Source organism: Bifidobacterium sp. N4G05 (assembly GCF_002742445.1).
Taxonomy (GTDB): Bacteria; Actinomycetota; Actinomycetes; order Actinomycetales; family Bifidobacteriaceae; genus Bifidobacterium; species Bifidobacterium hominis.
The window spans coordinates 193,113-217,272 of the sequence record NZ_NJNQ01000002.1 but is presented as its reverse complement, the minus strand read 5'-3'; the positions used below and the strand labels follow the sequence as shown (position 1 = coordinate 217,272).

General features: G+C 54.6%; 18 protein-coding genes and 1 pseudogene. 15 read left to right on the top strand and 4 right to left on the bottom strand.

Annotated elements, in window-relative coordinates; translation table 11 throughout:
• Positions 1-3: 3 nt before the first annotated feature.
• A complete protein-coding gene (locus tag CE153_RS02685) occupies positions 4-858 on the bottom strand; it encodes an aldo/keto reductase (RefSeq protein ID WP_039200024.1) in 855 nt (284 codons plus the stop codon).
• Positions 859-980: 122 nt separating this feature from the next.
• Between CE153_RS02685 and CE153_RS02680 the strand changes: the two genes are divergently transcribed.
• Positions 981-2,243 (top strand): Nramp family divalent metal transporter, encoded by a 1,263-nt coding sequence (locus CE153_RS02680; RefSeq protein ID WP_236824434.1) that lies wholly within the window; start codon positions 981-983, stop codon positions 2,241-2,243.
• Here the strand turns inward: CE153_RS02680 and CE153_RS08960 are convergent.
• Positions 2,221-3,051: a GGDEF domain-containing protein gene (locus CE153_RS08960; RefSeq protein ID WP_236824433.1), complete on the bottom strand. Its 831-nt coding sequence runs from the start codon at positions 3,049-3,051 to the stop codon at positions 2,221-2,223. The genes CE153_RS02680 and CE153_RS08960 overlap by 23 nt on opposite strands.
• A gap of 678 nt (positions 3,052-3,729) precedes the next feature.
• Here CE153_RS08960 and CE153_RS02670 point away from each other — a divergent pair.
• Positions 3,730-5,271, top strand: a complete 1,542-nt coding sequence (locus CE153_RS02670; RefSeq protein WP_099595034.1) for an MDR family MFS transporter — start codon at positions 3,730-3,732, stop codon at positions 5,269-5,271.
• An 18-nt stretch (positions 5,272-5,289) separates the two neighbouring features.
• On the opposite strand, the gene CE153_RS02665 is transcribed toward CE153_RS02670, so the two are convergent.
• Positions 5,290-5,613 carry a hypothetical protein gene (locus CE153_RS02665; protein ID WP_180753373.1) on the bottom strand — a complete coding sequence of 108 codons (324 nt, stop codon included), beginning with the start codon at positions 5,611-5,613 and terminating at the stop codon, positions 5,290-5,292.
• 256 nt (positions 5,614-5,869) lie between these two features.
• On the opposite strand from CE153_RS02665, the gene CE153_RS02660 reads away from it, so the two are divergent.
• The 6 genes from CE153_RS02660 to rfbA all read left to right on the top strand — a co-directional run bounded on the left by CE153_RS02660 (position 5,870) and on the right by rfbA (position 15,412).
• A complete protein-coding gene (locus CE153_RS02660; protein WP_099595032.1) occupies positions 5,870-7,810 on the top strand; it encodes a DUF4012 domain-containing protein in 1,941 nt (646 codons plus the stop codon).
• A gap of 343 nt (positions 7,811-8,153) precedes the next feature.
• On the top strand, positions 8,154-9,821 hold the full coding sequence (locus tag CE153_RS02655; protein WP_099595031.1) for a sugar transferase: 1,668 nt from the start codon (positions 8,154-8,156) through the stop codon (positions 9,819-9,821).
• Between the two features lie 470 nt (positions 9,822-10,291).
• Entirely contained in the window at positions 10,292-11,692 is a 1,401-nt protein-coding gene (locus CE153_RS02650) for a hypothetical protein (RefSeq protein ID WP_099595030.1), read from the top strand.
• A 175-nt stretch (positions 11,693-11,867) separates the two neighbouring features.
• A complete protein-coding gene (gene rfbB, locus CE153_RS02645) occupies positions 11,868-12,890 on the top strand; it encodes a dTDP-glucose 4,6-dehydratase (RefSeq protein ID WP_099595100.1) in 1,023 nt (340 codons plus the stop codon).
• Between the two features lie 6 nt (positions 12,891-12,896).
• Positions 12,897-14,351, top strand: a complete 1,455-nt coding sequence (locus CE153_RS02640; RefSeq protein ID WP_099595029.1) for a sugar nucleotide-binding protein — start codon at positions 12,897-12,899, stop codon at positions 14,349-14,351.
• A gap of 146 nt (positions 14,352-14,497) precedes the next feature.
• The gene (gene rfbA, locus CE153_RS02635; RefSeq protein ID WP_099595028.1) at positions 14,498-15,412 is read left to right on the top strand and encodes a glucose-1-phosphate thymidylyltransferase RfbA; all 915 of its coding nucleotides are present in this window, start codon (positions 14,498-14,500) and stop codon (positions 15,410-15,412) included.
• 56 nt (positions 15,413-15,468) lie between these two features.
• On the opposite strand, the pseudogene CE153_RS02630 reads toward rfbA, so the two are convergent.
• Positions 15,469-16,352 (bottom strand): annotated as a pseudogene (locus tag CE153_RS02630) (transposase).
• 416 nt (positions 16,353-16,768) lie between these two features.
• Between CE153_RS02630 and CE153_RS02625 the strand changes: the two are divergent.
• From CE153_RS02625 to CE153_RS02595, 7 genes are all read left to right on the top strand, one after another.
• Complete coding sequence (locus tag CE153_RS02625) at positions 16,769-17,923, top strand: glycosyltransferase family 4 protein (protein ID WP_099595027.1); 1,155 nt, start codon at positions 16,769-16,771, stop codon at positions 17,921-17,923.
• Entirely contained in the window at positions 17,920-19,263 is a 1,344-nt protein-coding gene (locus tag CE153_RS02620) for a glycosyltransferase (RefSeq protein WP_008783641.1), read from the top strand. Before CE153_RS02625 ends, CE153_RS02620 begins: the two co-directional genes overlap by 4 nt.
• Complete coding sequence (locus tag CE153_RS02615; protein ID WP_032744860.1) at positions 19,260-20,324, top strand: NAD-dependent epimerase/dehydratase family protein; 1,065 nt, start codon at positions 19,260-19,262, stop codon at positions 20,322-20,324. Before CE153_RS02620 ends, CE153_RS02615 begins: the two co-directional genes overlap by 4 nt.
• Positions 20,325-20,414: 90 nt before the next feature.
• Entirely contained in the window at positions 20,415-21,647 is a 1,233-nt protein-coding gene (locus CE153_RS02610; protein WP_099595099.1) for a nucleotide sugar dehydrogenase, read from the top strand.
• Positions 21,648-21,708: 61 nt separating this feature from the next.
• A complete protein-coding gene (locus CE153_RS02605; RefSeq protein ID WP_180753372.1) occupies positions 21,709-22,749 on the top strand; it encodes a glycosyltransferase in 1,041 nt (346 codons plus the stop codon).
• 27 nt (positions 22,750-22,776) lie between these two features.
• Positions 22,777-23,607 carry an NAD-dependent epimerase/dehydratase family protein gene (locus CE153_RS02600; RefSeq protein ID WP_047379653.1) on the top strand — a complete coding sequence of 277 codons (831 nt, stop codon included), beginning with the start codon at positions 22,777-22,779 and terminating at the stop codon, positions 23,605-23,607.
• Positions 23,608-23,641: 34 nt separating this feature from the next.
• The gene (locus CE153_RS02595) at positions 23,642-24,151 is read left to right on the top strand and encodes a serine acetyltransferase (protein ID WP_032685258.1); all 510 of its coding nucleotides are present in this window, start codon (positions 23,642-23,644) and stop codon (positions 24,149-24,151) included.
• Positions 24,152-24,160: the final 9 nt, after the last annotated feature.

Here is a 24,160-nt window from a genome sequence, read left to right as displayed (position 1 = left end):
ATATCAGGCGTAAGTGAACGTCATCGGATCATGACCTGCGCGCGTCGGGCCGTCAAGCGCGTCAATCGCGGCATGCTCTTCAGGAGCAAGCGCGAAACCGAACAGATCGAGATTCTGCTTCTGTCGTTCCGCATGCGTCGACTTGGGGATGATGATTGTTCCATTTTCGATATGCCAGCGCAGGATCACCTGTGCCGGGGTGACCCCGTGCGCGGCTGCGATACGTTCGATCGTGCCATTTCCAGCGTTCAAATCAGCGCCGCGGGCCATCGGCGAATACGCTTCCACTGCAATGCCATGCGCCTTGCAGTATTCCACAACTTCGCGCTGCTGCCAGGTCGGGTGCAGTTCGATCTGGTTGACGGCCGGATATTCACCGGTTTCCTCATACAAGCGGTCAAGATGTTCAGGCATGAAATTGCACACGCCCAGTGTGCGCACGCGGTTTTCCGCACGAAACTCCTGGAATGCCTTCCACGTTTCGCCGGAACGCCAGTCGAACGGCGTCGGCCAGTGCAGCATGTACATGTCCACGTAGTCGAGCTGCAGCAGACTAAGCTGCCGGTCGAACGCCTTGCGCGCGGAATCGTACCCCTGTTCCGAATCGCGCAGCTTCGTGGTCACCCACAGATTCTTGCGATGCTCGCCTTGCGTGAAGCCCGCATTGCGCAACGCACGCCCCACACCGGCCTCGTTGTTGTATCCCGCGGCACCATCGATGTGACGGTATCCGACTTCCAGCGCGCCTTCTACTACGGAAGTAACGCCTTCATCGTCGATGCGCAGTACGCCCAAACCGATCTGCGGAATCAGATTGCCGTCGGAAAGCGTAACCATCGGAGTATGGAAAGTAGCCATGGAAACAACCCCTTGAATCGAATATGCGATGTTCTCCACACCAGTTTAGCGGGAAGCGTAACGGCCGTAACAATTCCATGCAGGTAAGCGCGCTATAACATTGCGCGGATATGGAGGACAATATGGATTCAAAGAATGCAATAACTACTCCGCAACCACAATCTCACCAGCATTACGGGCACGCGCTCGCCGGCATCCTCGGCCCCGCTTTTGTGGCGGCTGTGGCATACGTGGACCCCGGCAACGTGGCTGCAAATGTTACTTCCGGAGCCACATACGGCTATCTGCTGGTATGGGTGCTCGTTCTGGCCAACTGCATGAGCGTGCTCATCCAATACCAGTCAGCCAAACTCGGCATCGTCACGGGCCGGAGTCTGCCGGAGATTCTGGGCGAACGTCTGGGGGATGCCGGCCGGTTCATGTTCTTCATGCAGGCTGAGGTGATCGCCATCGCCACGGATCTGGCGGAGGTGATCGGCGGAGCGATTGCACTGAAACTGCTGTTCGGTCTGCCGTTGTTCGTCGGCGGCTGCATTATCGGCGCGATTTCCACGGTGTTGCTGATTTTCCAGAAGGGGCCTACGCATCGTCTTTTCGAGAAGATGATCATCGCGCTGCTGTTGGTGATCACGTTCGGCTTCATCGCGGGTCTTTTCATCGACCCGCCGAATCCCACGCAGGTGGCAACGGGCTTGATCCCGCGTTTCAAAGGGTCCGCGACCGTGCTCATGGCCGCCTCGATGCTGGGAGCCACGGTGATGCCGCATGCGATTTACCTGCATTCCACACTCGTCAATGACCATTATTCCGCGGGGCAAAAGAAGCCCGACATCAAGACGCTGCTGCATGGCAGCAAGGTCGATGTGGTATGGGCGTTGCTTCTGGCCGGCACGGTGAATCTGGCGCTGCTGATTCTCGCGGCGAATTCGCTGTATGGCGTGACCGGCACTGATTCGATCGAAGGCGCGCAGCATGCCATCGCCGCCGCTCTGGGCCCTGTTGTCGGCACGATTTTCTCGATTGGACTGTTGGCTTCCAGTCTGAGCTCCACATCGGTCGGCACGTATGCCGGCGCCGAAATTATGCATGGACTGTTGCGGGTCAAAGCGCCGATGTGGGCGTGCCGCGTGGTGACGCTTGTGCCGGCATTGATTGTACTGTGGTTTGCGAAGAATCCGACGGAGGCGCTGATCATAGGGCAGGTGATACTGTCGATCGGTATTCCGTTCGCGATCATTCCGCTGATGAAATACACTCACGATCGCTCATTAATGGGCGACTATGTGGATGGTCCGGTGAAATTCGCGATCAATATGGTAGTTGTTTCGCTGATTGTTGCGCTTAATGTGATTCTCGTCTTCCTCACACTTTCCGGCCGTTCCTAGGCACAGATTGCGGATGCTGGCTGGGACGGTCGTAATTGTAGACGGTGAACGTTCCTTTGTTGAATCGCTTGGTTTCGTACAGCGCCAGGTCGGCCTGTTTGACGCATTGGTCGAAATCCACGCCGCCTCTGGTATCTTCGCCGTTTCCTTCATCCGTGTTTCTGCTGATATCCCTGTTTCCGCTGATGCGGATGGCGGCAATGCGGCACACGCCTACGCTGCAATGCACGTCTTGCCCGCGCTGTTCCGAGGTGCGTGTCAACTGTTGGAAGAACATGCCCAGCGTGGTTTCGAGCACCTGTTCGCTGGCGGTATTTCGGATAAGTACTATGAATTCGTCGCCGCCGTATCGGCAGATGATGTCATCTTGCCGGTAGATGTGCCGAAGCTGGGATGCGGTCTCGCGGATCCAGAAATCGCCGACCGTGTGTCCGTATGTGTCGTTGATGATTTTGAAATCGTCGATGTCGACGAACATCAGCATCGCTTCGTCGTGCAAATCCATGCGGTCGAAGTATTTGCGCATGTGTTTATATCCCGCTTCTTTGTTCAGCAAACCGGTCATGCCGTCATGTTCGGCTTCGTACCTTGCTTTTTCGTAGGCGGCCTGTTGCGAGTGGAATCGCATGTTCATTTCCACGGTGTCCATGACGAACATAATCTGTGTGGAAATCACGATCGCCAAACATTGCAATGAAAAACCGTATGCCAGTGCTTGGTAGATGGTCGCCAATACTGGTAGTACGAAGAACGACATCATGGAAAGGAAAATAATGCGATCAAGATTCTTGCGATATGAGATCAACATGAAGAGGCATAATGCGATTCCCAAGACCGCAATTGCTTGCGAAAGAAGATAGAAATTACCGCGATGGTAAAGATTGTGGTCATCGAAATAGTAGAAAAGACCAGTGAATTGTGTGATGATAAGTAAGAGAATTCCAATTACGGATAATGCGTAGACGGCATACAATGCGGCTGGTTTGCGATGCTGATGTTTACTCACTGTCAACCAAACATAGGTTGCGAAGAAACTCATGAAAATATAGTTGATGCAGAATACTGAGAAATTGCTTATGCGAACCATGTAGTATGTGGTTTCGCCTGCATCTACGTGAAAATACCAGCTGAGTGCGTCGGCTCCAAGAAGAAGCATGCAGGCAATCTGCATGAGTATTTTGATGCGAGTTCGTCTGGTTTTTTGTGGTGTGGCAATGAAAATTCCGCTTGCGCAAATCAGACATATGAAAATGCCCCACAACTCCATGCAAATGTGGAACATGGCCCTGACCGTCATCATCCTCCCCCCCCCCCTCGACGCTGCCTACGCCGAAAACTTGCCTAGCACTTTCGTGTGCCATGATACCTCTAAATGGGGGAGCGTTACCCCGAAATGACAAAAACAGGAATCCGCAGGCGAATATCCACGCCTCTGTCATACGGGCTATCATATAGTTTGTGCGTTTGAATGTGGAGAAGGTGATTGATGTCAGCGAAGCGGAGTATGTCCCGAGCGCTTACTCGAGAGGAATCGTATCAGAACGGTCATTTAACGCGCACGGCGTTTATTTCCATTGCGATTCTTACATTTATCACGTTCGTCGGTAATTTCACGCAATTGCAGTTGAGCGCCGCGTTGCCGACGATCGTCAGTGATTTCGGTATTTCCGTTACGACCGGTCAGTGGCTGACATCGATTTTCCAGCTGGTCATGGGCGTGATGGTGCCGCTTACGGCATACCTTACGAGACGTTTTTCGACGCGCGAAATCGTGCTTGTTTCCATGGTTGTGTTCACGATCGGTTCACTGTTCGCTTGGATTGGTCCAACATTTTTGATGGTGCTGATCGGGCGTTTGCTTGAGGCGGTTGGCACGGGTGTGATGTGGCCGGTGCTGCAGATCACTGTGTTTTCGATTTATCCGCTGTCTCGCCGCGGTTTCGCAATGGGTACGGTTGGCATGGCGATGAGCGTGGCTCCGGCGATCGGTCCGACGCTTGGCGGCGTGCAGACGGATTTGAACGGTTGGCGTTCAATTTTCCTCACGTTGACCATTATCGGCGTTATCTCGCTGCTTCTTGCCTATTTTGGATTGCATAATTTCGGCGAGAACGATAAAACCGCGAAGGCTGACTTTTTCTCCGTTGGACTGTCTGTTTTCGGTTTTGGCGGCTTAATGTTCGGTTTTACGAATATTGAATCGTATTCGTTTGTAAATCCGATGGTTTGGCTGCCAATGGTGATTGGCGTTACGGGAATTATTTGGTTTGTGTTCCGTCAGATTCATGGCGCGCGCAGGCAGATTGAAAATCCTGAAGCGCAGCCGCCGCTGTTGAATTTGAGCGTGTTGAAGAATCGTAGTTTTACTGTTGGCACGATCACGGCCGCGCTTGCGTTCTTCGCGTTCAGTTCGATTATGGTGATCATGCCCCTGTACATCCAGGATTGCCGTGGATATTCTGCTGCGATTAGTGGCCTGGTGATGCTTCCGGGTGCTTTGGGCCAGTGCATTTCGCAGTTTTTCGGTGGCAAGGTGCTTGACCGTTTCGGCGCGCGTCCGGTGGCGTTGATCGGTACGATTACCTTGTGTTTCGGCACGGTCATGATGAGTTTGATTTCCATGACTTCGTGGATTTGGTGGGTGTCGATTTGGCAGTTTGTGCGTCAGATTGGCATGGGTTTCGTGTTGATGCCGATTACCACATGGTCGCTGAATTGTTTGGAACCGGAAGAGGTGAGCGCCGGATCCGCGGTGACGAATACGGTTCGTCAGATTGCGGGCGCGATTGGCGCCCCGGTGTTGGTTATTTTGATGGAGACGTTCACTTCGTTGCGTTGGGCTGCGCTCGGTGGCAAAAAAGCCGTGTATGCGGCTGCCAACGTGTTCGGCATTCAGTGGGCGTTGCGCATCAGCGCTGCGATTTGCTTTGTGATGGTGCTGATGGTGTTCTTCGGCGTGCGTGGACAGGGTGCCGGTTCCACCCATGAAACCGTGCAGCGCGCCCTCAACCGCATGCGTGCCGTCTAGCTGCGCATGCTGCGACGGCTATTCTTCCTCGTTGGGCTTGTATCCCACCACGCTGAGGGCCACCACGCCGGCGCTGGTGTGCACGAACACGTTGGCACGCCCGCCCACAGCTTCAAGGCCTTCCACCAAATGGGAGATCGGCTCGGAATCAAGCACCGGCAGTACCTGTGCCACGCCGTCTTCGTCGGTGACTGTTAGCGTATCGTCCAAATATCCGGAGGCGAGCGTTTCGTCGATGGCACTTTCGAATTCGGTTAGCTTGCTGATTTCCTCTTCGGCGGCCTTGTTTGCGGCTACTTCCACAGCTTGCGCCACTTCTTCTCGTATTGCTTCTTCGCTCATGATTGCCTCTTTTGTTAAGCACCGTTTTGCAACCTATAGATTATCGGATGAACGTATCAGAACGATTTTAAATGCCGGAAAGTGTCCATATAGTGACACTCTTGTGAAAGCGTCGCCCTAAATGCGTGCTTCAGATATTTGTGAGCGGTAATACTTCCGTTTACCCCGTTATTGCTCCGTAGGCTGCGTCGACTCCCCCTACTATTACACTGAGGAATCCGAAGTGCTTGCAAACAATTAGGGAGCGAAACGGAATATGAACGGCGCGTCTGACCAGCCTGAAGAATTCGGCGTCCAGCCTGAGCAAGGCCGTCAGGAGGAGCCGCAGTCTAATGCCGGTTCAGCCGCCGACGCAACCGCAACCTCCGACGCAACCGCCAGTCCAGAAGATTCCACTTCCAGCGCCCCGCATTCCCGCCGCGTGCGCCGCCGTATGAGCGCCGAGCATATTCGCCAAATCAAGCGCAAGCGCCGCCGTCGCAAGATCCTAATCGGCGTACTCGTGATAGTCGCAGCCCTCGCCGTTTTTGCCGGCGCATTCGTATGGTCTGCGCTGCACGTGAAAAACGAGCTGCAGCAGGCGGTGTCGAGTGCTCAAGGCTTGCAGCAGACAATCGTCGGTTCCGACAAATCCAAGCGTGAGGAACAGGTCAGCGCGTTCTCCAATCATGTGAGCAAGGCTTACAAGCAGACGTCTTCGCCGCTCTGGCAGTTGGCGTCGGCCGTACCGTATGTGGGCGATGATATTTCCGCCGTGCGTACCACGGTGGCCGCCATGGAGAATATTTCGTCGCAGGCGCTGCCGCAATTATTGCAGGCGGCCGACAATATTGATCTGAATAATGTTCACGTGGAAAATGGCACTATCGAAATTTCCGGATTGGAAGCGTCTCAACAGCCTCTGCAAATCGCGGACGATACGATCGACAAGGCCACGCGGGAAGTGAAAACCGTGAAAGCCCCGCATGTCGCGCAGATCGCGGACGCCCTGAGAACCGCGGAAACGTATTGCGAAAAACTTGACAGCATGGTGCATTCCTTGAATTCCATCGTGCAGGTGTTGCCAAGCATGTTGGGTACGGAAAGCCATGCGAATGATGCTCCGCGCAATTATTTGATTCTTGCGCAAACAAATGCGGAGGCGCGACCGTCTGGCGGCCTTACGGGATCGCTCGGCCTGGTCACGGTGCAGGGTGGTCACGTGAGCTTGCAGCCGTTCGTTTCCGATTCGGAAATTCAGAATGCCGACGAGCCGGTTGTGGATTTGACTGCCGAGGAACGTTTGCTGTTTACTGACAAGCTTGGCAAGGATATTCGCGACGTGAATTTCACGCCTGATTTTCCGCGTACCGGCGAGATTGTGAGCGCCATGTGGAATCGCCAGTATGGCGTTGCGGTTGATGGTGTGATCGCCATTGACCCGCTGTTCCTGCAGAACATGCTGGCTGTGACCGGTGGCGTTGCCATGCCTGACGGTTCGACGTTGGATGGCACGAATACTACCCAAACGTTGCTGCATGACGTGTATGCGCGCATGGCTCCGCAGGAGACGGACGAGTATTTCGCGGTTGCCGCGCAGGCTGCGTTCGACCATATCATGCAGAATGCGGGCGATTTCAAATCGTATGTCAAGGCGCTTTCCACGTCTGTTGAGCAGGGACATGTGATGGTGTGGAGCGCGCACGAGGATGAGCAGAATCTGATTGCCGATTCCGCGATTTCCGGCAAATTGATTACGGAAGGTGCAAAACCGCAGGTCGGCGTGTATATTTCCGACGAAACCGAGTCGAAAATGGACTGGTATTTGCATCGCGAAGTGACTACCGAATTCCAGAAGGTCGCACGAAATGGCGCGAACCAGTATACGGTGCATATCAAGTTGCAGAACACCATGACGGCGGAGGAAGCGGCTTCCGAAGCTGACTATGTGACTGGTGCCGGAAATATCGTTCCGAAAGGCCAGATCAAGACGGCATTGTTCATTTACGCGCCTGCGAACGGTCGTTTGGTGGATTGGGAATTCCAGAATGCCGACGATTACAAGGGTGTGACTTTGCATAATGGCCTGACCGTGGGCGTGGGCGATGTTACGTTGCAGCCCGGCGAATCCTATGAGATCACCGTGCATGTGCAGTCCGCTCCGGATACGGGTGAGCCGCTCACCCTCCGCCAGACCCCGCTGATTGAGGGCCGCTAGACAGTTCCGTAGGCAGTCTAAGTGGCCAAACAGGCGGCCACCAAACGGGCAAGCCGTCGAGCAAACGGCTAAACAGTCCATATTGTAACAGGGGAGTGCGGGGGAATATGCGGGTATATTCGCATGTAATCCCACGTTCACGGAACGGACGCCAACTTTTCATCCGTTCTTGCTCTCGCGTTTCGTCGTATCTCGTCAAAAACAAGTGTTTCCAATAGTAATTCAACCGCAAAAGCAAGTTAGGATCCTACTGTTTTAACAGGGTCTATGATAGTATCTCTTCATAGAGGGAACCCCCTTCTTTGCGGGGGTGAGTGTGATGCGGTTAGTAGAGGGAGAAGTCATGCAGAGCGATTTCTGCGACTCTGAACATGGGGTAGATCAAGTGGTGAGAACCCAGGAAATTCATATTGTTTCTTCCGAATCACGCCATCAGGGTCAAAAGCAGCAGCAAAATCGATCGCAAGGCGACAGCCCTCAGTTCGAGCCGATGACGTTTTCGAACACCCCATTTTCCGTTGGTGAAGATGGAGGGTACAAGGGCAAGTGGAACCAGGTCGTGCCCGCATGGCGTTATTCCTTTGTCGCTTGCCTGGTGATGGTCGATCTTGCGGTCATGCTGATTTCGCTGTCCATCAGTCTTTGGGCCAATGATACCGCATATAATGCCATCAATGGGGCCATGCCGTTCTGGCTGTTCCTCATCTGCTTCAGTCTCATCTGGGTGTTGAGCCTCACTTTTGCTGGAACGTACCATCGTCATGTGATGGCGGAAGGCTACGAGTTGTATGCGAAAATCATCAACGCGTCGCTGCTCACCATCATCACTTACTGCTCGCTTGCTTTTATTTTCAATCTTTCCTTGCCACGAACCGCGCTTATCGTCGCTCCGATCATTGCATTCTTCCTAGAAGTCATCGCCCGTTGGCAGATGCGTCAGTGGCAGCATCGCAGCCGTCAGAAGGGTGCCTGCAAGTATAAGACCGTGGTGCTCGGCTCTTCCGACGGTATCAATCGTGCGTTGCGTACCATGCGGGACTACTCCAATTGGGGTTATTCGCCGATTGCCGTGTGTCCGATCGAAGTTGACAGTAATGAGAAAGGCGCTTATGTGGTCACGTCGTTCGAGCCTGATCCTTCCATTGAAGGTGCCGACAAACTGAAGGTGATTCCGTTCAATGCCGCTTTCCCGCGTACGTGCGAAAGCTTGGGTGCACAGGAAGTGTACGTTGCCGACGTGCTTTCCCGTGATTCCGAAATGCTGCATGGCATTTCGCTTGCGATCGAATCCCTTGGCATGGAGCTTGCGTTGGCCGTGTCTCTGGCAGATGTGAGCGGTCATCGCCTGTACTTGCGTAATACGGCCGAACAGCCTGTATTGCTGGCAAGTTTGCCGCAGTATACGAATACGACGTACGTGATTAAACGCCTGCTGGATATCGTTGGGTCGGCTTTCGCGCTGCTGATTTCCTCACCGCTGATGTTGGGTACGGCGATCGCCATCAAGCTTGATGACGGTGGTCCGGTTTTCTTCTCGCAGAAGCGTATCGGTTTGCATGGCAAGCCGTTTACCATGTATAAATTCCGTTCCATGGTTACCAATGCGGAAGAATTGAAGAAGAAACTTGCCGAAGAAAATGGACAGACCGATCGTTTCATCTTCAAAATGAAGGATGATCCGAGAATTACGAAGGTTGGTCGTTTTATTCGTAAGACTTCGTTGGATGAATTCCCACAGTTCTTCAACGTTTTGAAGGGCGACATGTCTTTGGTTGGTCCTCGCCCGGCTTTGCCGGAAGAGGTTGCCCGCTATGGTTCCCTTTATTCCGCGCGACTGCTGGTTAAGCCTGGTATTACCGGTCCGTGGCAGGTTTCTGGCCGTTCGGATCTTTCGCAGGAGCAGAGCGAATATCTGGACGTTTCCTATATCGAAAATTGGTCCATTGCAGGCGATCTTGCGATTCTCGCAAAAACCGTGCTCGTGGTCTTCCGCGGCACCGGATCTTACTAAATTCCGCAGTACTTTTCGCACGAATCGTCGTGCAAATCAGAGCGCTTCCTCCCGGAGCGCTCTTTTGCTTTCCCACGTGGTGCAGATGGGAAATGTGTTTTTGTGTGGTTGCGACCTCGCTTGTTTGATTGTGGGCTCGCTTGTTTCTTGATGGGAAACAATTATTCGTCATATGTATATTTTGCAGTTATTGGGATACGTTTATTCGTGTGAGGAATATTGTGATACTCATGTGAAACAGTTTTAACTTATGTGATGAGGTCCACTATAACTAAAGATTGTCTTTTGATATATCTCATATAAGATTTGGATTTTCAAAATATGTAATTTGCTTTCCTTTGCGCATTGTGAGATAATTAATGCAGCATGGCGCCATGATTTCTGTAACGTCATCCCTCACAGCTGAGGGTGGTCCCACGCACTTCGGTGCGGATTGAAATATGCAATAGAACCTATAAAAGGAAATAATCATGCGTAGTCATGAGAAGCGGGTGAATGTGTGCCCGCGAACGCAAGGTAAGTATTTGGTTTCGGTGGTGCTGACCGCTGTTTTCGCGATCGCGTCGCTGTTTGGAACGCTGCTGTTCTCTGCAGATGCAGTTGCCGATGCCGCCGAATCTCAGGCGGTCGCGCAAGTGGGCAACGCAACCTACGCGAGCGTACAGGAGGCGATCGGCCGAACAACGTTGAAGAACACGACGGTCACATTGCTAGCCGACGTGACGGAAAGCGTTACGATTACGCCATCGAAAGGCGTACGAAACGTAACGTTTGACTTGAACGGGCATGTGCTGCAATCCGCTGAATCCGGTGGAACTGCTGGGTTTGCTGCGATCACTGTGCCTGCGAACATGCAGCTCACCATTGTCGGCCCGGGAACGGTTGCTGGTGGAAGCCGTCCTGCGGTTGACTGCCGTGGCGCATTGCGCGTGGAAAGTGGCACGTTCACCTCGGATGCAACGTTGATGCGCTTTGCCGAAACGAATGAGACTTCCGCACAAGGCAGTTTTTCGGGCGGAACGTTCACCGCGCCGATGCTATTCAACCTGCTGGATGACGCTAAAAATCTTGGCTATGTGACTGTTCGCGGTGGCGAATACCGGGGTGTGATTCCAGCTGGACTGAACACGCTCGCCTTGTTGAGTGGCTCGTTCTCCGACTTGTCGAATCTTGCGCCGTACTTGGCTGACTCGCTTGGGCTGATTTCAGGCGGCACTAGCGGTGATGGTATGGGTGACGGAATGTTCCATGTCGGCGATCTGGCGATCTCCAGCAAGCAGACTTCGGTGGAATTGGATCCGGCGAGCGGCCTTCAGCAGCTGAGTGCCGACGACCTACTGACCTTGACGGGAACGCAACTGAACGGCATCGCCGACTACCGTCTTGTGGTGGATAGTGACCAGTTGCAGGCGTTGAACGATCAGATCGATCGCGCAATGCAAGCGGTTGGGAAGAGGAAAGCTTTCGAAGCCGTGAGCCAGAACATCACCATCACCGCCGTGCGCAATACGTCGGATGAAGACTTTATGGATGCGAATGCGGTCCGGTCTTCCGGAATGTCGAACGGAGCTTCTTCGCGTGGCATTGCCGACCCGAGTGGGGGAGCGGGCACACAGTTGCGTACCTCCGACCATGATGGCGTAAGCGCCCAAGTGACGGCAACTATCAAAGCCGTCGCCGAGCCAGAAGAGCCAGAAGAGCCAGAAGAACCTGGCAAACCCGGCGATCCAGAAAAGCCGGCGAAGTCGGAAATGCCTCGCTCCGGATCCGCAGTGCAGGCGCTCTCCATCATCTCGCTGCTACTGGTGGTCGCTTCCGCAATTTGCGTACACGCAACGGCCCGTCTGCGGTCGTCGCGTCTGCACAACTAGTATTTTTCCGCCCTTTTCTTGAGCTGTGTAGACGCAAAACGCAAGTAATGCAGACATGAAACCACACTCCGGCCATCGGATACGAATTTCTTCAATCCGATGATCGGAGTGTTGCACTTACAAATTGAATTCGGGCCATCAGGTCCCGTACGGCCGCAACGCTATGATTGCCCGTATGACTGATGAAGTGTTTACTCCTCGTAACATCATTGTGACCGGTGGCTGTGGTTTCATCGGGTCGAATTTCGTGCATTACGTGTACAACAATCATCCCGACGTTCATGTGACGGTGTTGGATGCGTTGACGTATGCGGGCAACCTGGAGAACATCAGGGGCATTCTGGGCGACCGCGTGGAGTTCGTGCACGGCAACATCTGCGACGCCGAGCTGCTCGACAAAATCGTTCCGGGGCATGACGCGATCGTGCACTACGCGGCGGAATCCCACAACGACAACTCGATCGCGAACCCGGAGCCGTTCCTGAAGACCAACGTGGAGGGCACGTTCCGCCTGCTGGAGGCGGCCCGCAAGTATGATGTGCGCTACCATCACGTCTCCACCGACGAGGTGTACGGCGATCTCGCGTTGGACGATCCGGCGAAGTTCACGGAACAGACCCCGTACCATCCGTCCAGCCCGTACAGCTCGACGAAGGCGAGCTCCGACCTGCTGGTGCGCGCCTGGCACCGCACGTTCGGCATCCGTGCCACCATCTCCAACTGCTCGAACAACTACGGCCCGTACCAGCACGTGGAGAAGTTCATCCCGCGCCAGATCACGAACATCCTCGAGGGATTGCGCCCGAAGCTGTACGGCAACGGGGAGAACGTGCGCGACTGGATCCACACGGACGACCACTCCACGGGCGTGTGGACCATCCTGACCAAGGGCCGCTTGGGTGAGACGTATCTGATCGGCGCGAACGGGGAGCGCAACAACATCACGGTGCTGCGCGACATCCTGACCGTGATGGGCAAGTCGCCCGACGATTTCGATTGGGTGAAGGACCGTCCGGGCCATGACCGCCGTTACGCGATCGATTCGACGAAGCTCAGGACCGAACTGGGTTGGGAGCCGACGCATACGGACTTCCAGAAGGGCCTGGAGCGCACGATCGAGTGGTATACGGAGAACCGCGCGTGGTGGGAGCCCGCGAAGGCCGCCACCGAGGCCAAGTACAAGCAGCAGGGACAGTGATCGGGTATGGCGTTTGATTTCGAGAAGGATCTTCGGGTCGAGGAGACGAATATTCCGGGGTTGTTGGTGTTCGACCTGCCGGTGCATGGCGACAACCGTGGTTGGTTCAAGGAGAACTGGCAGCGTGCGAAGATGACCGCGTTGGGCCTGCCGGATTTCGGTCCGGTGCAGAACAACATCAGCTTCAACGCGACGAAGGGCGTGACGCGCGGCATCCATGCGGAGCCGTGGGACAAGTACATCTCGATCGCGGCGGGCGAGATCTTCGGCGCGTGGGTGGACCTGCGCCCGGGCGAGTCGTTCGGCCAGGTGTACACGACGCGTCTGGACCCGAGCCGCGCAATCTATGTGCCGCGCGGCGTGGGCAACAGCTTCCAGGCCTTGCGGGACGGGACCGTGTACACGTATCTGGTGAACGCGCATTGGTCGCTGGAGCAGAAGAAGACGTACACGTTCGTGAACCTCGCGGACCCGGAACTGGACATCGATTGGCCGATTCCGTTGGAGGAGTCCGAACGCTCCGAGGCGGACCTGCATCATCCGATGCTTAGGGACGCCAGGCCGATGGAGCCGAAGCGCACGCTGGTTACGGGCTGCAACGGCCAGCTGGGCCATGCGGTCCGCGCGTACGCGGAGGCGCATGGTCTGCGTGGTTTCGAGTACACGGACATCGACGAGTTCGATTTCTCCGATCCGGCCGCGTACGACAAGTACGACTGGAGCCTGTACGGCACGATCATCAACGCGGGCGCGTACACGGCGATCGACAGGGCGGAGACCGCGGAGGGACGTCCGGTGGCGTGGAAGGCGAACGCGCAGGGCCCGGCCCTGCTCGCCCGGGTGGCGAAGGACCATCACATCACGCTCGTGCACGTGAGCTCCGACTACGTGTTCGACGGGACCGCCGAGGAGCATGCGGAGGATGAGGCGTTCGCTCCGTTGGGCGTGTACGGGCAGACGAAGGCCGCCGGCGACATCGCCGTGGCGAACGCTCCCGAGCATTACATCCTGCGCTCCAGCTGGGTGATCGGCGAGGGCCGCAACTTCGTGAAGACGATGATGGGCCTGTCGAACCGCGTCGCTGATGAGAACGACGGTCTGGGGCAGGTGACGGTGGTGGACGACCAGTACGGGCGCCTCACGTTCACCAGGGACATGGCCGAGGCGATCTTCCACCTGCTCGACAGCCATGCTCCCTATGGCACGTATAACCTGACCGGTTCGGGCGCGGTCAGGAGCTGGGCGGACATCGCCGCGGAGGTGTTCGACCTGACGAACGGCAACGGCGACAAGGTCAAGCCGATCTCGACGGCCGAGTATTTCGCGAACGCGGGGAACTCGGTCAGCCCGCGCCCGGTGCACAGTGCGCTGGCGCTCGGCAAGATCGAGGCCGCCGGGTACACGCCCGCCGACTGGGAGGAGACGCTCAGGGAATACGTGGGCGGGGAACTCGATAGGTAGCCCGATTGGCGTGTGCGGCGACATGCCGTCGACACGCCAATTCCAGTGGGGAAACCGCGCAGAATGGTCTGCGCGGTTTTCTGTTTCCACGGTATGTTGGCTAAGCTGGTGTGTGCTGATTACGACTGTGAGGAAAGCGGGTCCCCATGAAGGGTATTATTCTGGCCGGTGGTTCGGGCACGCGGCTGTATCCGTTGACGACGGTGACATCGAAGCAGTTGCTGCCGGTGTACGACAAGCCGATGATCTACTATCCGCTGAGCGTGCTCATGATGGCGGGCATCCGGGACATCCTCATCATCTCCACGCCGAAGGACCTGCCGAATTTCGAACGACTGCTTGGCGACGGCGGCCGGTACGGCGTGAGATTCTCCTACAAGGTGCAGCCGTCCCCGGACGGTCTGGCGCAGGCGTTCCTGTTGGGCGAGGAGTTCATCGCGGGCGAGCCGTGCGCGCTCGTGCTCGGCGACAACATCTTCTATGGCAACGGACTGGGTGCCACGCTGCGCAAGGCGAAGGCGAAGGCGGAGAACGGCGGGGGCGCTTCCGTGTTCGGCTATTACGTGGACGATCCGGAGCGTTACGGCGTGGTCGAGTTCGATGCGGACAAGAAGGCCGTGAGCATCGAGGAGAAGCCGAAGCATCCGAAGTCGAATTACGCGGTGACCGGTCTGTACTTCTACGACGAACGTGTGGTCGAGTTCGCCAAGCGGGTGAAGCCGTCCGCACGCGGCGAGCTGGAGATCACCGATCTGAACAGGATGTACCTGGAGGATGGTTCCCTGAACGTGCGTACGCTGGGTCGTGGCTATGCGTGGCTGGACACGGGCACGATGGATTCCCTGTATGAGGCGGGCGAGTTCGTGCGCACCGTGCAGCGCGCGCAGGGCCTGCCCATCGCGGTGGCCGAGGAGATCGCGTACGAGAACGGGTGGATCACCCGCGGGCAGCTGCTTGAGGCCGCCGAGAAGTACGGCAAGAGCCCGTACGGCAAGCACCTCAAGGACGTGGCCGACGACAAGATCATTCTTAAGAAGAAGGTGCCTTCACTGCATGGATGATTTGTCTTTCCAGGCTAAGAGTAAGAGGGCTATTCGCTGTTTGTGGTGGGTGATGGTCAGGTGGTGGTGACGGCTTTGAGGCCGAGTTTGCCGCAGGCCAGGTAGGTCATGGTGGCGAAGCAGTCCATGTTGCGGAAGTCGCGGGCCCGTTTCTTCACGTTCTGGATGACGCTGTCGACGCCCCGGGCACGGCGTTGGCACGGGTGCTCGAAGTAGGCGACGATCCGCCGCGCATGGGGCAGATGCTCGCGGATGCCCTTCCGGAAAACCCAGGCTCATGTCGCAGGCGGCCGGACGCACATACTCCGGGCCTCCGTCGTGGTCCATGAAATTCCTGGCGAACCGTTCGACCGTGGCCGGGTCCCTGCCGGGGGCCACCTCGGTCGCGTCGTGTTCCACCAAGTCGGCGACCACGGTGATGCAGTCGTGGCCTTTGCGGCCGGTCTCGTCGATGCCGACGGCTTCCGCTCCCGTGTGGTCCTCCAGCCTCCTCGCCTCGTCGACGTAGCGGGCGACGGACCGCCGCAGGCGGGTGTCGGTCTCGTCGACCTGTCCGGCGAGCGTGCCGGCGGGCAGGTGGCGGGCCATCTCCACGGCCCGCGCCTCGAACAGGAGCGTGAACCCGCTGCCGGGCCCGGTCCACGGGGCGGACACCGTCCTCACCCCGTGCACGGGACAGGTGACGCGGGGCAGTCCGGCGTGGATGAACGCCTTGTACTGGAAGAAGTCCGGATGCCGCCACACGCGTTCCCTCGTGTCATGCACCGGGTAGGCGTCCTCCCGGCAGCCCGTCCCGGGGCAATGGAAGTGCACCGGGCTCGAAACCGATCACGATGTGCAGCTCCTGACGGCCGTCTCCCGCGTCCCTGAAATCCACGGATCCGACCTTCCCGGGAGACTGCAACTGGAGCGCGGCGGTGAACAGGTGAGAGGTGTCCATGCCTCCAACCTACCCGACCGGCATCACCCCACACCCAAACCACCCACCACAAACAGCGAAAGGTCTCTTTTTTCTCATTCAGAAATGTCTGGAAAACCGACAGGATCAGATTTCAAACACAGTTTTTTAAGTCACGAACAAGCAAAGTGTTCATGGAAAACCCGTGAAGAATAACCCCCTAAGTGCGCGAGGGGGGCTGGGTGTGTCTAAGGGGGATGCCAAAATTGACTTTGGCAGATAATGAACGGGGTTTGGCAGTTCCTGCGCGGTTCGCGTTGCGCGTGAAAAAAACACCAATTCGGGGTTCATTTGGAGGGAAAGGACGGGACTCGCATGCCGACCACAGGTCGATCGATTGCAAATAACGGTCGTTATGTCAGCTTTTGGTTGGCGTGATTTTCTCCAGGGTGTCGGGCATGAAGATCACGTTTATTGGGCATAAGAGGATTCCGTCTCGTGAGGGCGGGGTCGAGATCGTGGTGGACGAGCTGGCCACGCGTATGGCCGCGTTGGGCGAGCAGGTCGTGGCGTATAGCCGCAAGGGGCATAACGTCGCCGGCGCGGAGTTTGACAACGAGTCGAACATCTCGGACGCACCTTATTTATATAAGGGTGTGCGGGTCGTGCCCGTCACGACCATCGAGGCCAAGGGGCTGGCCGCGCTATCGTCCTCGTTCTTCGCCACGTTGAAGGCCCTCAAAGCAAGGCCGGACGTGATTCACTACCACGCGGAAGGCCCATGCGTTCCCCTTCGTCTCGCACACTGGGCCGGCATTCGAACGGTCGCCACGATTCACGGCTTGGACTGGCAGCGAGCCAAATGGGGCAGGCTCGCCTCTCTGTATTTAAAGCTTGGCGAACGGACTGCGGCCACGTGCGCGGACGAGGTAATCGTGCTGAGCCGTGGTGTGCAGCAGTATTTCAAAGACACATACGGGCGGGAGACACGTTTCATTCCCAACGGCATTGCGCCGGTAGAATCCGTTTCTCCTGACGTGATTGCTGACAAGTGGAGTCTGGAGAAGGATTCCTACATTCTGTTCTTGGGACGCATCGTACCGGAAAAGGGCGTGCATTACCTCATCGAAGCGTTCAAGCGATTAGACACTGACAAGAAGCTCGTGATCGCGGGCGGCGCATCGGATTCCGCCGAATACTACGAGTCGATTAAGCAGGCCGCTACCGGAGATCAGCGCATTATTCTGACCGGGTTTATTGAAGGACGTGAACTCGAAGAACTGTATAGCAACGCATACATATATGTATTGCCCAGTGATTTGGAAGGTATGCCAATGAGCCTATTGGAGGCATTGGCTTACGGCTGCTGCTGCCTGACCTCCAATATCGCTGAATGTGCTGATGTGCTGTGTGATGAGTCCGGAATGATGCATGGAGTCACGTTCCGACATGGCGATGTGAACGATTTGGCCGACAAACTCGGTGAGTTGCTCGTAGACGTGGGTAAGGTACGAAAAATCAAGACCGGCGCGGCCGGCTATATCACTGGCCGCTATAGCTGGGACAAGGTTGTTCAAGCGACCCTCAAGCTCTACCGAGGAGCAGATAAATGAGGATTTTACTGGTCAACAAATATTTCTACCGCAAAGGCGGTGCTGAAACATATTTCTTCGCGCTTGCGGAGGGATTGAAAGCACTCGGCCATGAGGTTGCGTTCTTCTCCATGCAGCACCCAAACAATGAGCCGAGTTATTGGAGCAAGTATTTCGTATCCGAAAAGGACTACGTCGGCAAGATTTCCGCGTTCAAAAAAGTGAAGGAAGCGGCGACGTTGGTGTATTCCTTCGAAGCGAAGCGCAAGTTTGAGGCGCTGCTCGAAGAATTCCAGCCAGACATTATTCATATAAATAATGTGCATCGCCAGCTCACTTTGTCGATTCTGGATGCGCCTTATTTGAAGAAGCACCGTGTTCCGGTGGTGTATACAGCGCACGACTATATTCTGCTGTGCCCGGCTTACACGATGGTGGACGGTTCCGGCAAGGTTTGCGACGATTGCCTTGACTGTCACTTCTTCCATGCGGTGAAGAAAACTTGTGTGAAAGGATCGAAAGCGAAGAGTGGTCTGGCGTTCCTTGAAGCGGAATTCCTGAAGAACCATCATTCCTACGACAAGATCGACAAAATCATCGCCCCCAGTGAATTCATGAAGCACAAGCTGGATGAGGGTGGATATGCCGGCAGAACCGTGGCCATGCAGAACTTCCTGACCACCAGCCAAATGGACATGGCGCATAAGGTAGCCAACACGAATAAGTTCAATACCGTTGAGCCGTATTTCTTGTTCTTTGGTCGACTTTCCAAAGAAAAAGGCATCCTTACATTGGTGAGGGCGTTCCTGCGGGCTGCAGGCTTGATGAATAGTGGGGTTGCAGGCAGCAAACTCCTCCCAGCCAATTGGACCTTGCATATCGTCGGCGATGGTCCTGAGCGCCAGGCTATCGAAAATCTCATCAAATCAGCCGGCCCTGAAGCTGAACGCCGTATCAAACTCCTTGGCTACAAGACCGGAGAGGATCTTCAGCGCGAGGTTGGCAATGCTCGCTTCAGCGTGCTGTGCTCCGAATGGCGGGAGAACATGCCTTATTCAGGTTTGGAATCCCTGGCAGCGCAGACTCCAATAATCGGCGCGAATATCGGAGGAATTCCCGAGCTTGTGGTGGAAGGGAAAACCGGATTCAGGTTTGAATCCGGGCAGTTAGATGATTTGGCAAACCATCTATTGCAAGCGTCAGCACTCAATGGTGATGAATATGCAGTCATGCAACAGGAATGCGGCGACTATATCAATCGCAGAGCTCAACAAAGCCTTTATATCCGTTCTCTTGGGGAACTATACATGCGCTGTTTGCAGATTCCAACCCAGCAAAGGGATGTCGAGGAGGAGAAATGAAGAACACAATTGATTTGCATAATGCCGCTGTACTGGTCACTGGCGCTGCGGGATTCATCGGCTCGAATCTTGCAAAGCAACTGCTTGATTCTATTGAAGGGATTCATGTTATCGGTTTCGATAATGTAAATGATTATTACGATGTGCGTCTTAAGGAATATCGCCTTAACCAGCTCTCTCATTATGAAGGGTTCACTTTCATCAAAGCTGATTTGGCAGATAAAGACGCAGTAAATGATGTATTCGAGCAATACCGACCTACCGTTGTGGTGAATCTTGCCGCTCAAGCTGGTGTGCGATATTCCATCACGCATCCTGATGCTTATATTCAGTCGAATCTGATTGGTTTTTATAACATTCTTGAGGCTTGTCGCCATCATCCGGTGGATCATCTTGTGTATGCATCTAGCTCCTCCGTATATGGGTCCAATAAGAAGGTTCCATATTCCACGGATGACAAGGTAGATAATCCAGTGAGCCTATACGCTGCTACGAAAAAGTCTGATGAGCTGTTGGCACATGCCTACTCAAAGCTGTATGACATTCCTTCTACGGGCCTGCGTTTCTTTACCGTGTATGGACCTGCCGGACGCCCTGATATGGCGTATTTCGGTTTCACCAATAAGCTTCGCGCAGGAGAAACAATCAAGATTTTCAACTATGGCAATTGCCGACGTGACTTTACCTATGTTGATGACATTGTTGAGGGCATTCTGCGCGTGATGCAAGGTGCGCCTTCGAAGCAGACAGGAGAAGATGGTCTGCCGGTTCCGCCTTATGCGGTGTACAACATTGGTAACGGGCATCCGGAAAACCTGCTCGAATTCGTCACTATTCTGCAGGAGGAGCTTCTACGAGCCAAAGTGCTTCCTGCAGATTACGACTTCGAATCTCATAAAGAGCTGGTCCCCATGCAACCAGGCGATGTGCCGGTCACGTATGCGGATACTGCGGCCTTAGAACGCGATTTTGGCTATAAACCTTCAACTCCGCTGCGTGAAGGCTTGCGTCGATTTGCCGAGTGGTACAAGACCTTCTACCTCGATGACTCTGATAAATAGGGCATTCGATTCGCTATTCCAGTCATTCACGTAGTTCATAACACATTTTACAAGAAGGGATGAAAAAAAGAGATGAAGGATTTTGATTCATTGAAGATTGCCGTTGCTGGTACCGGTTACGTTGGCTTGAGCTTGGCTACGCTTTTGGCGCAGCATCATCAGGTTACCGCGGTGGATATTGTTCCTGCGAAGGTCGACATGATCAACGCCCGTAAGTCCCCGATCCAGGACGATTACATCGAGAAGTACTTTGCGGAGAAGGAGTTGGACCTCACTGCCACGCTGGATGGTGAAAGCGCATACCGCGACGCCGATTTCGTGATCATCGCGACTCCTACCAACTATGACAGCACGAAGAACTTTTTCGACACCTCTGCGGTGGAGGCCGTCATCAACCTGGTGATGAAGGTGAATCCGGACGCGATCATGGTCATCAAGTCCACCATCCCGGTCGGTTACACCAAGTCGATTCGTGAGAAGACCGGTTCCAGGAACATCATCTTCAGCCCGGAGTTCCTGCGCGAATCCAAGGCACTGTACGACAACCTGTACCCGAGCCGCATCGTGGTCGGCACCGACCCGGAGGACCGGCATCTCGTCGAGGCGGCCGAGACGTTCGCCAAGCTGCTGCAGCAGGGGGCCATCGAGGAGAACATCCACACGCTGCTCATGGGCTTCACCGAGGCCGAGGCCGTGAAGCTGTTCGCCAACACGTATCTGGCACTGCGCGTCTCCTACTTCAACGAGCTCGACACTTACGCCGAGTCGAAGGGCCTGAACACGCGCGAGATCATCGACGGCGTGTGCCTCGACCCGCGCATCGGCACGCATTACAACAACCCGAGCTTCGGTTACGGCGGCTACTGCCTGCCGAAGGACACGAAGCAGCTGCTCGCCAACTACCAGGACGTGCCGGAGAACCTCATCCAGGCGATCGTGGATTCGAACACCACCCGTAAAGACTTCATCGCCGACCGCGTACTCGAGCTTGCTGGTGCCTATGGCCCCAACAGCGAATGGGATGCCAGCAAGGAACATGAAACCGTGGTTGGTGTGTATCGCTTGACCATGAAGTCCAACTCCGACAACTTCCGCCAGAGCTCCATTCAGGGTGTGATGAAGCGCATCAAGGCCAAGGGTGCGACGGTTATCATCTATGAACCCACGCTCGAAAACGGCTCTACCTTCTTCGGCTCCGAAGTGGTCAACGACCTTGATGAGTTCAAGAAGCGCTCGCACTCCATTGTCGCGAACCGTTATGACTCTTGCCTCGATGACGTAAAGGACAAGGTCTACACCCGCGACCTGTTCCGCAGGGACTAAACAGCACATATACCAATATAAGCAAGGACGTATCGATATGGGTGAGAGTATATGTTTCATTATGCCAACTATGGACGGTGGCGGTGCCGAACGAGTGGTCTCTATTCTCTCTGGCGAATTCGCTCGTAGTGGATGTGATGTGACGTTGTTCTTAACTAACAGCACTCATACCGCGTATGCTTTGGACAAGCGCGTCCATGTCGATACATCCTGCGCGGAAAGCAACCCGAATTCCCTTGATCAGATTAAAGCTATTCGGGCGAAGATGAGAGCGATGCCGAATACGGTATTTATTTCCTTCATGGATAGTCAAAATTTGTTCACTCTAATAGCGGGAATTGGTATGCGGAACCGCATAATTATCTCCCAGCGTAATGATCCACACCGTGCTTTTGGAAAGCGTCGGCTGGTTAGGGCTATTCATCCGTGGCTATACGCTCTTGCGGACTGTGTGGTATTCCAAACACAGGATGCACTTGAGTATTACCCCAAATATGCAGCTGGTAAGTACCGTGTGATTCTTAATCCTCTCAATAATAGCATGCTGCCACGCTATGAAGGTGAACGATCCAAGCGAGTGGTCACCGTTTGTCGTTTGAATGAACAGAAGAATTTGCCGCTCGCCATTGATGCGTTTGCAGAATTCCGCACACGGTTCCGCGACTATACCTTCGAGATTTACGGCGAAGGCGCACTGGAAAATGATCTAAAGCGTTATGCAGTTTCCCGAGGGGTTGGCGATAGCGTTCATTTCTGCGGCTTCCGGAAGGATGTTCATGCCTGCATTTTCGATGCCTCCATGTTTGTCATTTCCTCGGATTTTGAGGGACTCTCGAATTCAATGATTGAAGCTATTGCGTTGGGAATTCCGACGATTGCTACGGACTGCCCAATCGGTGGGGCCCGCATGGTCATTGACAATGGCGTAAATGGATATCTTGTTCCGGTTCGGAACAAGGAGCGCATGGTTACGGCTATGTGCAGTATTGCAGGCGATACCGGCGTGCAGGAACGCTTTAGCAAAGCTGGCGTGCGGTTGCGTGAACGTTTGTCGGTTGACTCTATTTCGAAGCAGTGGCTTTCGGCCATTAAAGAGAAATAAGACATCAAGAATATCAAGGAGAAAATCATGAAGATTTTGGTTACCGGTGCTAATGGATATTTAGGGCGCGGTGTGGTTGATGAGTTGCTTAAGCGTGGAAACGAGGTAATCGCCACAGACTTCGCCTGTGACCATGTGAATTCTGCGGCTCATTGCGTGCCCGGAGACATCTTTTCGATTGAAGATCCCTATACGTACTTCGGTGAGCCCGATGTGGTGTTGCATCTGGCTTGGCGCGATGGTTTTGTACACAATTCGAATGCGCACTTTGAGGATTTGCCTAAGCATGTTGCATTCCTGAAAAAACTGTGCGAATCCGGAATCCAGCAAGTGGCATGCATGGGATCGATGCATGAAATCGGATTCCATGAAGGTAGCATCAACGCTCACACCCCATGCTGGCCGATGAGCATGTATGGAATCGCCAAGGATGCGCTCCGTAACGCATTGCAGACCATAGCGTTGCAGAACAAAGTAAAGTTCCAGTGGCTTCGTGGATATTACATCGTCAGCAATACGCAATATGGCAGCTCCATTTTCTCAAAAATCGTTGCGGCGGAGATCGAAGGTAAGAAAGAGTTCCCGTTCACCACAGGTCAGAACCAGTATGATTTTCTAGATTATCCCGATTTCTGTCATCAAGTTGCCGCGGCGGTGAATCAGGATGAAGTGTTGGGGATTATCAATATCTGTTCCGGTAAGCCCGAAAAACTTGCTGATAGGGTGGAACGGTTTATTGCCGAGAATGGGTTCTCCATCAAATTGAAATATGGTGCATTCCCTGATCGGCCCTATGACTCCAAAGCCGCGTGGGGCGATGCTTTGAAGATTACCCGAATCCTCGATACGGAACATTGATTTTCCATTTTTTCGCAAAGGATTGAGGATAACAATGGGTACTTTGCTCGAGCAGGATAAGTATCGATACGCCGTTGAGAAAATGCCTAGATTCCAGCGGTTATTTCGTTGTTGCCAAGAGTGCAGGTTCAAGCCTATGCAGTTGGTGTATCGACTGCTGTTTCGCTGGTGCCGTCAGAGGAATTTCATCGAGTTAAGCCATCAAACGGTTATCGGTGGTGGCCTGTATATCGGACATCCTTATTGCATCACCATCAATCCTCAAGCCGTTATTGGGCGGAATGTCAATATCCATCGAGGGGTTGTTATTGGCCAGGAGAATCGTGGAAAGAGAAAAGGTGCTCCAACGCTTGGTGATGACATTTGGATTGGAATCAATGCGTCAATAGTGGGAGGAGTGAAGGTCGGGAATGACGTAATGATTGCTCCTGGGGCCTTTGTGAATCGCGACGTGCCAAGTCACTCGGTAGTTATTGGCAATCCTTGCATTATCAAGCATAAGGATCATGCCACCGAGGGATATATCAATCATAAAAGTCAGTGACGTGGTATT